The sequence below is a fragment of the Actinomadura napierensis genome (assembly GCF_039529375.1).
Classification (GTDB): domain Bacteria; phylum Actinomycetota; class Actinomycetes; order Streptosporangiales; family Streptosporangiaceae; genus Spirillospora; species Spirillospora napierensis.
The window spans coordinates 157,234-171,572 of record NZ_BAAAMR010000005.1; the positions used below are offsets into that span (position 1 = coordinate 157,234).

10 protein-coding genes and 2 tRNA genes are annotated in these 14,339 nt (G+C 73.0%); 9 read left to right on the forward strand and 3 right to left on the reverse strand.

Annotated elements, in window-relative coordinates; translation table 11 throughout:
• The first annotated feature begins 149 nt into the window (after window positions 1-149).
• From ABD296_RS05245 to ABD296_RS05255, 3 genes are all read left to right on the forward strand, one after another.
• A complete protein-coding gene (locus ABD296_RS05245; protein ID WP_344262019.1) occupies window positions 150-2,495 on the forward strand; it encodes a substrate-binding domain-containing protein in 2,346 nt (781 codons plus the stop codon).
• A gap of 291 nt (window positions 2,496-2,786) precedes the next feature.
• On the forward strand, window positions 2,787-4,304 hold the full coding sequence (locus ABD296_RS05250) for an RNA polymerase sigma factor (protein ID WP_344262021.1): 1,518 nt from the start codon (window positions 2,787-2,789) through the stop codon (window positions 4,302-4,304).
• 218 nt (window positions 4,305-4,522) lie between these two features.
• Window positions 4,523-6,004 carry an RNA polymerase sigma factor gene (locus ABD296_RS05255; RefSeq protein WP_344262023.1) on the forward strand — a complete coding sequence of 494 codons (1,482 nt, stop codon included), beginning with the start codon at window positions 4,523-4,525 and terminating at the stop codon, window positions 6,002-6,004.
• Between the two features lie 60 nt (window positions 6,005-6,064).
• On the opposite strand, the gene ABD296_RS05260 is transcribed toward ABD296_RS05255, so the two are convergent.
• A complete protein-coding gene (locus tag ABD296_RS05260; RefSeq protein WP_344262025.1) occupies window positions 6,065-7,150 on the reverse strand; it encodes a phosphotransferase family protein in 1,086 nt (361 codons plus the stop codon).
• 458 nt (window positions 7,151-7,608) lie between these two features.
• Here ABD296_RS05260 and ABD296_RS05265 point away from each other — a divergent pair, with 458 nt between their 5' ends.
• Complete coding sequence (locus tag ABD296_RS05265) at window positions 7,609-8,382, forward strand: hypothetical protein (RefSeq protein ID WP_344262027.1); 774 nt, start codon at window positions 7,609-7,611, stop codon at window positions 8,380-8,382.
• On the opposite strand, the gene pdxR is transcribed toward ABD296_RS05265, so the two are convergent.
• Window positions 8,379-9,860, reverse strand: a complete 1,482-nt coding sequence (gene pdxR / locus ABD296_RS05270) for a MocR-like pyridoxine biosynthesis transcription factor PdxR (protein WP_344262029.1) — start codon at window positions 9,858-9,860, stop codon at window positions 8,379-8,381. The genes ABD296_RS05265 and pdxR overlap by 4 nt on opposite strands.
• A 69-nt stretch (window positions 9,861-9,929) precedes the next feature.
• Here pdxR and ABD296_RS05275 point away from each other — a divergent pair, with 69 nt between their 5' ends.
• From ABD296_RS05275 to ABD296_RS05295, 5 genes are all read left to right on the forward strand, one after another.
• Window positions 9,930-10,571 carry a pyridoxamine 5'-phosphate oxidase family protein gene (locus ABD296_RS05275; protein WP_344262031.1) on the forward strand — a complete coding sequence of 214 codons (642 nt, stop codon included), beginning with the start codon at window positions 9,930-9,932 and terminating at the stop codon, window positions 10,569-10,571.
• Between the two features lie 42 nt (window positions 10,572-10,613).
• Window positions 10,614-11,210 (forward strand): oligoribonuclease, encoded by a 597-nt coding sequence (orn, locus tag ABD296_RS05280; RefSeq protein ID WP_344262033.1) that lies wholly within the window; start codon window positions 10,614-10,616, stop codon window positions 11,208-11,210.
• Between the two features lie 70 nt (window positions 11,211-11,280).
• Window positions 11,281-11,356: transfer RNA gene (locus ABD296_RS05285), tRNA-His, on the forward strand.
• A 165-nt stretch (window positions 11,357-11,521) separates the two neighbouring features.
• Window positions 11,522-12,094, forward strand: coding sequence for a response regulator transcription factor (locus ABD296_RS05290; RefSeq protein WP_344262035.1), 573 nt, complete (start codon window positions 11,522-11,524; stop codon window positions 12,092-12,094).
• Between the two features lie 83 nt (window positions 12,095-12,177).
• A tRNA-Lys gene (locus ABD296_RS05295) sits at window positions 12,178-12,250 on the forward strand.
• A 285-nt stretch (window positions 12,251-12,535) separates the two neighbouring features.
• Here ABD296_RS05295 and ABD296_RS05300 read toward each other — a convergent pair.
• Window positions 12,536-13,252 (reverse strand): DUF4132 domain-containing protein, encoded by a 717-nt coding sequence (locus ABD296_RS05300; RefSeq protein WP_344262039.1) that lies wholly within the window; start codon window positions 13,250-13,252, stop codon window positions 12,536-12,538.
• Window positions 13,253-14,339 lie beyond the last annotated feature (1,087 nt).

Here is a 14,339-nt window from a genome sequence, read left to right on the forward strand (position 1 = left end):
GGGCGTGACGGCGGGGAGCGATGCCAGGATCGTCAGGACATACGCTGATGACCTGCGTCATCATCGATTTTGAGTTCTTTGTAACCTCTACTTCGTACTACTACAGTGCCGTGGAACATCGGCGGGTTTCTGGTGAATCGAGGGCAGCCATGAGCGGACGTCATCGCAATGACTTCCCTGAGGGGACGGGTGAGGAGGGCTATGACCCGTCCACGCCTGTCTTCGGACCCGCGAACGACGGGTCCTCCGACTGGTTCGGCACCAGGGACTCCCAGAGCCCTCCGCTGACGCAGGAGCCGCAGGCCGGGCCGCCTCCGGGCCCGCCCGCTGGTGCCCCTCCGGGCCCGCCCGGCGGTGCGCCGCGGGCGTCCGGGCCGGGCGAGACGCCCGAGTGGTTCACGCCGCGCGCCTCGTCCGAGGAGCCCGTGTACGGCGCCGGCGGCTTCACCGGAGCGTCGGACGCGGGCGGGTACGGGCTCGGACGGTCCGGCGGGTACGGCACCGGGCGGCAGGACCCCATGGCGGCGCCCACGCCGCAGGAGCCGCCGCCCGGCAGGTCCCCGCTGGCCGGGACCGGGTACAGCGAGTACGACGCGATCCGCAGTTCGGACGAGATGCCGTCCGGGTTCTTCGGCGGCGGGGCCGCGGGAGCGGGCGGCTCCGGCGGATACGGCGGCGGTTCAGGCGGATCCGGCGGTTCCAGCGGCGGTTCCGGCGGGTCGGGCGGCTACGGCGGCGGGACCGGCGGTTACGAGTACGGCAAGCGCAAGCGCAAGCGGAGCAAGGCCGCGCTGATCGGCCCGATGGCCGGGGCCGTGGGCCTGGCGCTGCTGCTCGGGGTCGGCGTGTACGCGTTCGCCGAGAGCGGCGGCGGGTGCTCCGGCGACGACGCGATGAGCCTGTCGGTCGCGGCGGCGCCCGACATCCAGCCGGCGATCGTCAAGGCGGCGGGCCGGTTCAACGACGCCAAGCACAAGGTCGGCGGCAAGTGCGTGCGGGCCGACGTGAAGAAGGTCGACCCGGCGTCGGCGGCGACGCTGCTGTCCGGGCAGGGCGTGTCGAACTCGTCGAACCAGCGGCCGGACGTGTGGATCCCCGACTCCTCGCTGTGGGCCTCGCTGGCCCGCGGCCAGGGCGGCGACAAGGACCTGGAGTCGGCCAAGACCTCGCTCGCGACCAGCCCGATCGTGGTGGGCCTGCCGCAGTCGCTGGCCGTGCAGCTGAAGAAGCAGGGCGTCACCGCGAGCCCGTCCTGGGACAACCTGCTGAAGGCGGCGGGCGGCGTCGCGGGCGGCGCGGTGACCAAGAACCAGATGATCCCGGCGGGCTCGGTCCGGATGGTGGTCCCGGACCCGACCAAGAACGCGGCCGGCATGGGCTCGCTGCTGGTCACGAGCATGCTGCTGGCGAACGACCCCAACCGGGACTCGATCTTCACCGGCATCGTCCGGACCGTCCGGGAGAACCTCGTCCCCTCGGTGTCGGCGGAGTTCACGCACTTCCGCAAGGACCGGACGGGCAAGCAGCCCATCTCCCTGTCGTCGGAGCAGGCGCTGTGGAGCTACAACCGGACCAAGCCGGCGGAGCCCGCCGTGGCGCTGTACCCGACCGAGGGCACGCTGTCGATGGACTACCCGTTCATCGTCACCACGAAGGACGGCAACGAGAGCAAGGCGGCGCGCCTGCTCGAGAAGGCGATGACGACCGACGCGACCCGCGGCGACCTGCGGGAGCTCGGGTTCCGCACGTCCGACGGCAAGGCGCCGGACGGCTTCAACGCCGCCTCCGGCGTCAGCCCGGCCCGGCCGCGGCAGCTTCCGGCGCCGAAGAGCGACCAGGTCGCGCAGGTCATGCAGGCGTGGTCGAAGCTGACGCTCGGGCTGCGCATGCTCACGCTGATCGACGTGTCCGGCTCGATGGCCGAGCAGGTCGCCCCGCACACCAACCGGCTGCAGGCGATCGCGCAGGTCTCGCAGGGCGGGCTCGCGATGATGTCGAACGACACCGAGCTCGGCCAGTGGCTGTTCTCCACGAACATGAACGGCAAGACGCCGTACAAGCAGACGGTGCCGATCGGCGCGCTCGGCGACCGCATCGGGTCCACCACGCGGCGCGGGCTGGTGCTGTCCTGGCTGAACCAGATGAAGCCGAAGCCCACCGGCGACACCGGCCTCTACCGGACGATGCTGGACGCCTACAAGCTGATGAACAAGACCTACAAGCCGGAGTTCGGCAACTCGATCCTGCTGCTCACCGACGGCCAGAACGACGACCCGGACGGGCCGACGCTCAACCAGACGCTGTCCGAGCTGAGGCAGCTGAAGGACCCGAACAAGCCGATCCAGGTCAACATGATCGGCTTCGGCAAGGGCGTCGACAAGAACGAGCTGGAGAAGATCGCCGCGGCGACCAACGGGAACGTGCAGGTCGCCATGACCCCGCAGGAGATCTCCAAGATCTTCCTGAAGATGCTGTCCCGGCGCATCACTTCGTAGCGCTCCGGTCGCGCCGGGTATTTCCAAGGATTTTCTTGGATTCGGCGTCAACCGGGCGCCGGAGTCGATCGTCATTTCTTGTGGAGGCCCGACGGGGAGCGGGGCCGTCGGGCCTCCGACCTTCCCTCCTCCCCGGCCCGCGACGGGGAACCGCCCGGAGCGCGCGCCGGGAGAGCGGAACCGCTCCCCTTCTTCCCTGAGCCCGTCCCCCGGCAGAGCGGACGAGGACCCGCCGCCCCGAGGCGGTACCAGAGCCGCCCGAGGCGGCACCCGATCCCGCGGGAGGACCCTGTGTCCGGTTGGCCTACCCTCGACCGCGCGGACGACGAACGTCTCGCGCGGGAGCTGGCCGCCGGCGATCCCGGCGCCCTCATCCAGGTCATGGATCGCTACGCGGCCCGGCTGTACGACTACTGCCACGCGCTGCTGCGCGACCAGGAGCCCGCGGCGAGCGCCCTCCACGACGCGCTGGTCGCCGCGTACGCGAACGTGCCGGTACTGCGCGAGCCCGAGCGGTTCCGCGGCTGGCTGTACGCGCTGGCCCGCAACGAGTGCATGCGGCGGCTGCGCGACCCGGACCGTCCCGCCGAGCGGCACGAGGCCCCCGAGGCCGGTGACGGCTTCCTGGACGGCGAGGAGCTGACCCGCAGGCTGGAGGCGCGGCGGCTGGTGCACGGGGCGCTGGCGGGGCTGCGCGGCCGCGAGCGGGAGGCCCTCGACCTCATGCTGCGGCACGGCCTCGACGCGGCCGACATCGGCGCCGTCCTCGGCCTGGACGCGCAGGAGGCCACCGACCTCACCGGCACCGCGCTGGCCCGCCTCGACGACGCGCTCGCCGCCGCCCACGTCGCGCACGCGGGACGCGACGAGTGCCCCGCCGTCGCGGGCCTCGCCGACGACGGCGACTGGCCGCTGCCGCCGCCGACCGTCCGGCGGCTCGTCCACCACATCCAGGACTGCCCGGTCTGCTCCGAGCGGCGCCGGCGGAACGTGTCGGCGGCGCGGCTGCTGAACGTGCTGCCGGTCGCGATGATGCCGACCGACCTGCGCGGGCTCGTCATGGCGACCGCGACGGACGCGGCGCTCGCCGCGGACATGGCGGCCGTCGCGCACCGCGCCGGGCCGTTCGACGCCTGGGGATGGCCCGAGCATCCCGATCAGGACCCCGCGGACGGGCGCCGCCGCGGCGCCCCGCGCGCGCTGTGGCCGGCGGTCGCGGCCGCGGTCGCCGTGCTGCTGATCGTCTCCGGGGCGTTCTTCCTGATGCCGGACGGGTCGTCGGGGAACACGGGCGCGCAGTCCGCCCCGTCCGGGTCGTCGTCGGTGCCGGACCCGTCGGAGTCCACGACGTCCCTCGAACCGTCGACGTCGCCGTCCCCGACCACGAGCAGCGCGACTCCGACCCCGACGCCGACGCCCACCTCGGCCACGCCGACCCCGACGCGCACCCACGGCAAGGCGCCCCACTCCTCCAAGCCCGCCCCCACCCACAGCAAGCCTGCCAAGGGCACCCTGTCGGTGTCCGGGTGCAGCATCACCGCGGCAGGGGGCAGCTGCGCGATCTCCGTGCAGGCGGTCGGAGGCTCGGTGACCTGGTCGGTGACGGGCACCTCGTCGTCGCTCATCAGCGCCGGAGGCGGCGGCACGCTCTCCGCCGGCGGCTCGACGAGCGTCACCGTCAGTCTCTCGGGGAGCTGCACCTCGTCCGACAGCGGGACGGTCTCCTTCTCGCCCAGCGCGGCGGCGGCCGTCAGCTGGACCTGCGCGGCGCCGCCGCCGGACGGCGGAGGCCGGTCCTCGCAACACTGAGACCCACATCACATTTGCTGGCGTAGCCGCTGATCGTCAAGGCGATACGGCCACGCCGCGTACCGTAACGGTCACAATTATCGGCCGGACGGGAGAAATTCCAGCAGGTTGGTGGCAAGATCGGGCAACCAGAGCGCGCCTGCAGGCGTCCAGACGCCGGCGCTCGCCGCGCTCACCGGGGGGCACGTTCGAGAAACCGATTCGACTGGAGGGTTCCCGTGGCCGGTGAGCCGGGGTCCGCGCACAACGACGACCTGAGGCTGGCGGAGTCGCTGCGGGCCGGAGACGTCATCGCGCTGACCGAGGTGTACGACGCCTACGCTCCATTCATCTACGACTACTGCCACGGCCTGCTGCGCGACCGCGTGGAGGCGGCCGGGGCGCTGCGCAACTGCGTCATCGCGGCCCGCGAGCACGCCGGGCGGCTCGCCGAGCCGGACCGGCTCCGCGGCTGGCTGTACGCGATCGCCCGCAAGGAGTGCATGCGCCGCCGGGACAGCCCGAACCGGCACGTCGGGCAGGAGGCGCCGGAGGCGGAGGACGACCTGTCCGCCGAGCAGCTGGCCCGCCGGGAGGAGCGCCGGCTGCTCGCGCACAGCGCGCTCACCGCGCTCAGCGGCCGGCAGCGCGAGGCCATCGACCTGTCGATCCGCCACGAGCTGGACGAGGTGGACCTGTCCGGCATCTTCGGCATGCCGCTGGAGGAGACCCTCGAGCTCGTGGAGCGGTCCCGGCTCGACCTGGACGCCGCGATCCGCGCGTCGCTCATCGCGCAGAACCACTGGAAGGACTGCCCCAGCGTCGCCGCGCTGACCGAGTCGTGGCCGCTGGCGCCGCAGACGGCGACGTCGCTCGTCCGGCACGTGGCGAGCTGCCCGGTCTGCACGGAGATGCAGACGCCGCCGCTGCCCGCGGACCGGCTGCTGTCGGTGCTGCCGATCGCGGCGATCCCCGCGGACCTGCGGCTGGACGTGCTGACCGCGGCGACGGCCGAGGACCGGGCCGGCAACCGCCGGGCCATCGCGGCGTGGACCGAGCCGTTCGACGAGTACGGCTGGCCGCTGCCCTACGAGCCGACGCCGGCCCGGGCGAAGGACCGGGGCACCGGCGGCCGGCGGCGCGGACCGCTCATCGGCGCCGGCGCGGCGGCCGTCGCGGCCATCGTGGTGCTGGCCGGCGCGTTCGCGGCGTTCGGCGGCGAGTCCGGGCCGGGCGCGTCGGGGACGCCGCCGGCGGCGGCCGGATCGAGCAGCGACCCGGGAGACCCCAGCGCGCCCGCCGAGCCGACCCCCACCGACCCGTCCCCCAGCGTGTCGTCGACCTCCCCTTCACCGTCGAAGTCGCCCTCGGAGTCGCCCTCGCCGTCGAAGTCCCCGTCGAAGACGCCGACGACCAGGCCCCCGTCTCAGCCCGTCACCCACGCGCCCCCGCCGCCCCATCCCGGTCGCATGACGGCCGCCGGATGCAGCATGGGCCATAACGACTCCTGCTCGGTCAAGGTCACCGCAGTGGGCGGATACGTGAACTGGCGCGTGACGAATACGTCCGGCCCCATCAGCGCCGGCGGCGGCGGCCACCTGGCCGCCGGGCGCACGGCGTTCGTCAACGTGTCCCGTTCCGGCGACTGGTGTTTGGGAAACCGGAGCGGCACCGTCTCGTTCTCGTCCGGTGCGTCTGTCTCTGTCTCTTACGAGTGCTGACGTGAGAAGAGCGCGCCCGGGACGGCGGGCGCGCTCTTCGCTGCGTCGATCAGGCGCGGGTCACCAGGGGGAGCCGGCGTCGAGGATGCCGTGCGCGCGGCCGAGCAGCAGCGGGACGGCGGCGCCGATCTGGTCGAAGCCCTCGCCGACGGTCGCGTTCTGCAGGAACCGGGCGTGGATGCCCTCCAGGATGACGGCGAGCTTGAAGCACGCGAACGCGACGTAGAAGTCGAGGTCGGCGAGGTCGAAGCCGGTCAGCTCGGCGTACCGCTCGGTGAACTCGCGGCGGGTGAAGAAGCCGGGCGCAGAGGTGATCGTGGCGCCGACGGGGAGCTGGTCGGTGTCGCCGGCCTCGGCCCAGTAGACGAGGGTGAGGCCGAGGTCGGACAGCGGGTCGCCGAGCGTCGACATCTCCCAGTCCACGACGGCGGCGATCTCGGGGCGCGGCTCCAGCCGGGCGAGGGCGTTGTCGAGCCGGAAGTCGCCGTGGACGAGCCGGGCGGGCGCGTCGGCGGGCAGCCGTCCGGCCAGCCGCGCCACGAGCCGGTCGTACTCGGGCAGGTCGTGGGTGTTGCCGGTGGCCTTGATGGCCTCCTGGGAGCTGTCCCACTGCTTGCCCCAGCGCTTGAGCTGCCGGGCCATGTAGCCGGTGGGGCGGCCGAAGTCCTCAAGCCCCGCGGCCTTCACGTCCACCGTGTGGATGGCGGCGAGCGCGCCGGCGAGCGCCTCGCTGAGCCCGCGCGCCTGCTCGGGGGTGAGGTCGTCGGCGTCCTCGCGGGTCCGCAGGACGCGGCCCTCGACGAAGTCCATGAGGTAGAAGCGGGCGCCGATGACGTCCTCGTCGTCGCAGAACGCGAGGGTGCGCGGGACGGGGACGGCGGTGGCGTCGCCGAGCGCGGACAGCACCCGGTACTCGCGGCCCATGTCGTGGGCGGTCGGCAGGACGTGCCCGAGCGGCGGGCGGCGCAGCACGATCCGGCGGCCGCCGTCCAGGGTGATCCCGTAGGTCAGGTTGGAGCGGCCGCCCGCGATCAGGTCGACCGCGCTGATGCGGCCGGCGCCGGGCAGTGCGCGGTCCAGCCAGTCCGCGAGGCGGGGGACGTCGATGCCGGGCACCCCGGCCGGAAGGTCAGCGTCAACGGTCATGACCCACCATTAGAACGCGGCTCGGTCCGGGCCGCGCAGCCGACCCCCGGCAACCCGCCCGATCCCCCGGCCGCCCGTCCCGGAATATGCGCTCGGTAACCTCTCGGCCACATCCGGACACCGCTCCAACCCGGTAAACCGGACCCCCATGACGGTGCTGACCTGCACGAATGATGTCCGAAATGCCCTTAAACCTCCGGGAGCCTGAAACTTGCTGAGAAAACGGGTTTGCACGGGTGCAAGCGGAAGACGGCCTGGGTACGCCTTCGCTTCGACTGCCGCGAAGAGTGGGCTTCGCCGTGGTCGGAAGCACCAGCCGTTCGTTCCCAGCCCGTGGCGGCAAGCTGGACTCATGGGTCTCGCTGGGCTAAGAGAAGAGGACTAGACCATTCGGGGCTAGACCGCCCGATTGGGGGGACGCAACCGTGGCAGACGCATGGCTGCCGGGAGCCGGCCGCATGCCGGCACGACAGGACGGTGGAGCGCTACGGGGAGGTGCGCCCCGTGCCGTATGGCTGTCCGGCGAGTGCGACCCTCGCACCGTCTCGGCGCGCTCGGCCGCGGCCGACCTGGTCAAGGAGGAACGGCCGCCGCACCTGGTCTGGCACCCCGGCTCCGGGGACGTCGTCCAGCTCGTGCCGGTGACCCGGGCGGCCCGGCTGCTCGGCCCGCCGGTCGGCCGGGAGGGCCGCGTCTGCGTGCAGATCATGGTGGTGGGCCAGTCCCGGATCCCGTTCACCGGCTCGCTGCTCGTCGGCGTCGAGGCGATCGTGACGTGGCTGGAGACGTGGGGGGTCGCGCGCCGCTGGCCCGCCGGGCCCCCGCTGCCGTCGCCGCAGTCCTACCACGCGCTGCGCTCCCGCCGGGACTGGGCGCTCGGCGGCCACTTCGGCGCGTCGCAGGTGCCGCTGGCCGAACGTCCCGACCCCGGCGGCATCGACATCCGCCGCATCACCGGCCCGGACACCCCGGTCGCGCCGATCCCGGTGCCCCGCGCGCCGATCCCCGGGGCGGCGGACGCGCCACTGCTGCTCAGCCGCCCGACGCACGCTCCCGACCCGGTCCGGGCCCCCGACCCGGTACGGGCGTCCGAGCCGGTCCGGGCGGAGCCGGCCGAGGCGCCCGCGCGCCCCTCCAGGGCGGCGCCGCTGCCGGGCGTCCCGTCGAATCCTGACCATCCGCCGCCGCAGGGCGACCCCGTGCCGGTCGGCTCCTCGGCACTGTCGCACTAGCTCCCGGACGCGGTTCCCTCCACGCGCCCGGCGTCCGGTCCTTCGACCGCGGCGCCGGCCGCGTCCTGCCCGGACTCCGCCGTCGGCGCCGCCTCGTGCAGGGCGGCCGCCGCGAGTTCGCGGACGATCGCGCAGCCGTTCCGCAGTTCGGCCGGGCTGCCCGCCGAGCCGTAACCGACGACGAGCCCGCCGAACGACCGGGGGCCCGCGTGGTGGCGTTCGAGCGGATCCACCAGGACGCCGCGCTCCGCCGCGTCCCGCGCGACCCGCTCCGCGACCGCGTGCGGAAGGTCCACGACCAGGTGCAGCCCGGCCGTGTCGCCGCGCAGCCGCAGCCCGTCCAGCGCCCGCACCACGACCTCGCGGCGCCGCGCGTACTCCCCGCGCATCCGCCGGACGTGCCGGTCCAGGTCGCCGCGTTCGAGGAACAGCCGGAGCGCCTGCTGCGGGACGACCGCCGTCCGGTCGTTCAGCTCCTCGCGCCGCAGCGCGATCGCCGCCACCAGGTCCGGACGGCCGACGAGCCAGCCGACGCCCATGTCCGCGGTGAGGATCTTCGCCGACGTGCCCAGGTAGACCACGACTTCCGGGTCGAGCCCGTACAGCGCGGGCAGCGGCGCGACGTCGTAGCGGAACTCGCCGTCGTAGTCGTCCTCGGCGATCAGCGCGCCGGTCCGCCGCGCCCACGCCAGCAGCGCCTGCCGCCGCGGGACCGGCAGCACCCCGCCCATCGGGTACTGGTGGGACGGCGTCGCGTAGACGAGGCGCAGGTCGTCCGGCAGGCCGTCGACGATCAAGCCGTGCTCGTCCACCGGGCACGACACGATTTCGGCGCCACGCCCCGCCAGAACCGAACGCGCGCGCCGGTAACCCGGCTCCTCCACGCCGACCCGGTCGCCCGGCCGCAGCACCGTCGCCGCCAGCAGGTCCAGGCCGTTCGTCGCGCCGCGGGTGATCAGCAGGCCGTCGACCGGACACGCCACGCCGCGGCTGCGCCGGATGTACTCGGCCAGCGCCACCCGCAGCCCCGGCACCCCGTGCGGCTCCTGCCGCTGCTGCGGCGGCATGCCCGCCGCGAGCCGCCACGCCCGCCGCCAGGCCGGGGTGTCCAGCGCGCCGACCCACGCCATCCCCGGCCGCAGGTCGATCTCCCCCTGCCGCGCCGGCCTGCGCGTGCTCCCCGCCAGACTGCGAGGCTGCTCCCGGATCGGCGCCGGATCGGCCGCCACCCCGTCCGTCACGTACGTCCCGGACCCGTGCCGGCCCTCCAGCCAGCCCTCCGCGTAGAGCTGCTCGTAGGCCTCCGTCACCACCGTCCGGCTGACGCCCAGCAGCGCCGCCAGCGCCCGGCTCGCGGGCAGCCGCTCCCCCGCCGCGAGCCGCCCCTCCCGCATCGCGGCCCGCAGCTGCGCGACGAGCTGGGCGTTCATCGGCTCGGGCGCGTCCCGGTCAATGCCGAGCGGCAGATCGATCGACAAAGTGGCCTCTGGCTTTCCATTCCAAGTGGCCCTACTGACCAGGCCACTCGCGTCCTAGCGTAAACGGGCATGGAACCGCTCTCCGCAACGCCCCGCACCAGCCTCGGCCGCACCCCCGAACGCGCCGGCACCGACCGCTCCGTCCTTTACGAGATCCTCGACGCCGGCCTGATCTGCCACCTCGGCGTCGTCGTCGACGGCACGCCCCGCGTGATCCCCACCTGCTACGGCCGTCTCGACGACACCCTCTACGTGCACGGCTCCACCGGCGCGTCCAGCCTGATGACCGCGCCGGCCCAGGAGATCTGCGTCACCGTCACCCACCTGGACGGCATCGTCCTGGCCCGCTCGCTCTTCCACCACTCGATCAACTTCCGCAGCGCGATGGTCTACGGCGTCCCGTCCCCGGTCACCGGCGAGGACGAGAAGCTCGCGGCCCTCCGCGTCGTCACCGAGCAACTCGCCCCCGGCCAGTGGGACGCCGCCCGCCACCCCACCCGCAAGGAACTCGCCGGCACCACCGTCCTCGCCCTCCCCCTCGCCGAGGCGTCCGTCAAGATCCGCCAGGGCCCGCCCAGCGACGACGACGAGGACCACGCCCTCCCGACATGGGCCGGTGTCCTGCCCGTCCACCAGACGTTCGGCGCGCCCGTCCCCGACCCGGCCCTCACCCCCGGCATTTCCGTCCCCGCGCACATAGCCGCCCGCTGACTCGATGCCCCGCGCAGTCGTCCATGGTCGTAGGGTGAACCCATGAACGAGCGGCTCGTGTGGATCGACTGCGAAATGACGGGACTCGACCTGCGCGCCGACGCGCTCATCGAGATAGCCGCTCTGGTCACCGACAGCGAGCTGAACATCCTGGACGAGGGCGTCGACGTGATCATCAAGCCGCCGCCCGAGTCGGTCGCGCAGATGACCAAGGTCGTCCGCGACATGCACACCACGTCCGGCCTCCTGGAGGAGCTCCCGGGCGGCATCACCCTCACCGAGGCCGAAGAGATCGTCCTGGACTACGTCCGGTCGCACGTCAAGGACGCCAAGAAGGCCCCGCTGTGCGGCAACTCGATCGCGACCGACCGCTCGTTCCTGGCCCGCGACATGCCCGCCCTGGACTCCCACCTCCACTACCGCATGGTCGACGTCTCCTCCATCAAGGAGCTGGCCCGGCGCTGGTACCCGCGCGCCTACTTCGCCAGCCCGGAGAAGAAGGGCGGGCACCGCGCCCTCGCCGACATCACCGAGAGCATCCAGGAACTGCGCTATTACCGCGCCGCCGTGTTCGTCCCGCAGCCCGGCCCCGACTCCGAGACCGCCCGCGCCCTCGCCGCGGACATCTCCGCCCGCTGACGCCGCACCCGGCTGACCCACTCCCCGGGAGCCGCTACACTACTGGGAGCCGGGAGCGATCCCGGCCATGGTGGGTGTAGCTCAGCTGGCAGAGCACTTGGTTGTGGTCCAAGATGTCGGGGGTTCAAGTCCCCTCACTCACCCCAGGCAAAGGAAGCCCTGGTCGTCGCGGAGACGACCGGGGCTTTTTCCTTTTGCGGTCGGTGGCCGCGCTCGGGCGGTGGCGGCGCGCGTCGTTCTTCGTTGGCTCAGGATGATCGGACGGTTATGCTCCGACCCTATAAACGCCAACGACACCCCAAGGGCGACGGATGAGTGTCGATGAGACCGCCCCACTGCGCGTACTTGTGGTGGACGGCGACGCCCGCGTGCGGGCGAACGTGATCACCCTGCTCGACGGCAGCAGCGAGATGGAGGTCGTGGCCGAGACCCATGACGCGGCGGCGGCGCTGCCGCTGGCCGAGCGGCTGCGGCCCGACATCGTGCTGCTGGACGCCGGCGCCGCGCAGCACGCGTCCCCGCTCAGCCGCTCGTCCCGGGTGTTCGTGCTGGCCTCCGCCGACGACGGCCCCGCCGTCGAGACCGCGATCCGCGGCGGCGCCTGCGGGCACCTGGTGCCCGGCGCGTTCACCGTGCACGACCTGATCCGCAGCGTCCGGGACGCCAACCGCGTGTCGCTCGGGCTGTCCGCGCGGGAGGCCGAGGTGATGGACCTGATCGCCACCGGACGCTCCAACGGCGAGATCGCCCGGCAGCTGTTCCTCAGCGAGAAGACCGTGAAGAACCACGTCAACCGCATCTACGGCAAGCTCGGCGTCAGCTCCCGCGCCACCGCGATCGCGCTGTGGCGGGGCATCGTGAGCGTCCTGCCGGGCGGGGAGTAACCGATTCGCACTGGTCCGCGGGTCCTGCTACTGTTCTTCCTGTCGCCAGGGACACCGGCCAAGGCCGGAGCCCCTAAAGACAGGCGCCGTTAGCTCAATTGGCAGAGCAGCGGACTCTTAATCCGCGGGTTCGGGGTTCAAGTCCCTGACGGCGCACCCCGCAACCACCAGCGACGACCTCCGTACACGGAGTCGTCGCTGTTCGCGTATGGGCCCCGGCCGAGCCTCGCCCGCGCCACGGAATCCCGGCCGCCAACCCGTGTTCGGCCGCTCGTACCGGCTCAACACCGTTGTGGTCGGTGTGCTGGATGGGCCCTCCGATGTGCGCTGTTCATGCGCCCTCGTCGATTGCTGGTCGGCTCGTTCTGCGGAGGGGCTTCGTGCTGTCCGCCTTCCGGGCCAAGGGCCCGGAAGGCACGTCGAGCGTCTGGTCCTTTGGTGTTATGGGGCTGATCTGGTCAGGTGGGTGAGGTGGCCTAGGAGCTCTGAGGCGGTGAGGTCGTCCAGTTTGGCGAAGGTGTGCCCGGTGCGGGTCGGGCCGGTGCCGGGGGCTTCGGCGAGGCTGACCAGGCGTAGCGTCTGCTCGGGACGTGCTCGCGGGTCTCCGGCCTCGATGCCGGGATGCAGGTGGATGGTCGCGAGCAGGCCGTCGGGCAGGGCGCGGGCGATCGTGTCCTGGACGTTGTGGTGGTCGGGAGTCGCGCGCGCCCAGCCGAGGCGTTCGAGCCCGAGGACGACGCCGGTCGGCACGGTCAGGCCCTCGAAGCGCTCCAGGTGGTCGGCCGCCTTCTCCTCCTCGGTCAGGGCGTGGACGCCTCGGCCGAGCTGGGGGAAGGGCTGGAGGATCTCGTAGTCGGCGAACACCTCGCCCCAGGCGGTGACGCCGGCCTCGCCCAGCTCGATCGGGTGTGCGATCCGTATCCGGGCTGACTCGGGCGGTGTGTAGGGCTCGTCCGCGGCGTCGGCGCAGGTGCGGTCTTCGGCGAGCCGGAACGCGGTGGTCGTGTCGCCGTGGTCGGCGAGCCAGACCAGGCGGCGTGCGATGTGGAAGATCAGCGGATGTCCGGCGAAGTAGCGGTCGAACCTACCTCGTGCCGACGCGCACGGACTGGGTGGAGGAGGGCTGCGCCGCTCCTCCCAACGGCCGGGGTGTGGAATCGGGCTACTGGTGGATGCTGATGTGCGCGCTGGGGTCTCCGCACCATCTGGACCTGCTCGCCGTGCCCCCTCCGGCCGGCTGGCCGCAGTCCTTCACGTCGGCGCGCACCGATGCCGGCGTGCTGGTCACCGTGCTGGACGGCCTCGGCACGGCCGCCGCGCCCCTGCTGGACCCCCTGGTCGACCGGGGGTTCGAGGAGGCCGACCGGAGGCGGGTGCTGGAGACGCTGGCGCTGGTGCCGTCGGACGAGGCGTTCGACCTGCTCGCCGGCCGCAGCGGGCTCCGGTACGCGAGACCACGATCCGCTGGAGCCGGTCGCGCCGGTGCTCGGCGAGGCCGTCCACCGCCTCCGCGTACGCGTCGTCGTCGGCCGCGGCGAGCAGGCCGCGCAGGCGGTGCCCGATCCGCCTGCCCGAGTTCGCCAGCGCCTGGCTCTCGTTGGATCCGCGGTACCGGACGATGGACTCGTTGCCGGACGGGGCCCGCCCCACCGCCATGACGTTCGCCTCGGCGTACGTCCGGACGGCGAAGGCGAGCCCGTGCTGCGCCGTCCAGGCGTCGGCGAGGTAGCGGGGGCCACGCCGTAGCGCGACCGGTCCAGGAGACCCGCCACGACCGCCGCGCCCACCGGGTCGGCCGTGCCCCCAAGGTACGCGCGGGCCCGCTCGGCGAGCTCCGGATCCTGGTCGGGGTGCTCCAGGACGCGATGCACGGTGTCGTCGACGCGGGCGGTCATCGTCTCGACGGCGGAGACGTCCGCCTCGGGCACCTGGACGGGGACGCCGCCGCGCCGGGGATGCAGCTCGGCGCGCCAGGAGTCGGGGAGCGTCAGGACGTTCTCATCGGGCATGGCGGCACCCTAGCCGGGCTGCCCGACGGCGGCCGGGGACGCGAAAAGGGCGGCATCCCGGGTGGGATGCCGCCCTTTCGTTCATTCGTTACCCGAGGGGCTTGGGGGTGCCCTTCTTGCCGGCGCCGTGGCCCCAGGACAGGATCTGGTACTTGACGCCCTTGAGGTGGCCGACCGAGGTGCCGGTGTCGTAGTTGCTGTCCGGCTTCTTGCCGTCGACCAGGTGGCGGAAGGTG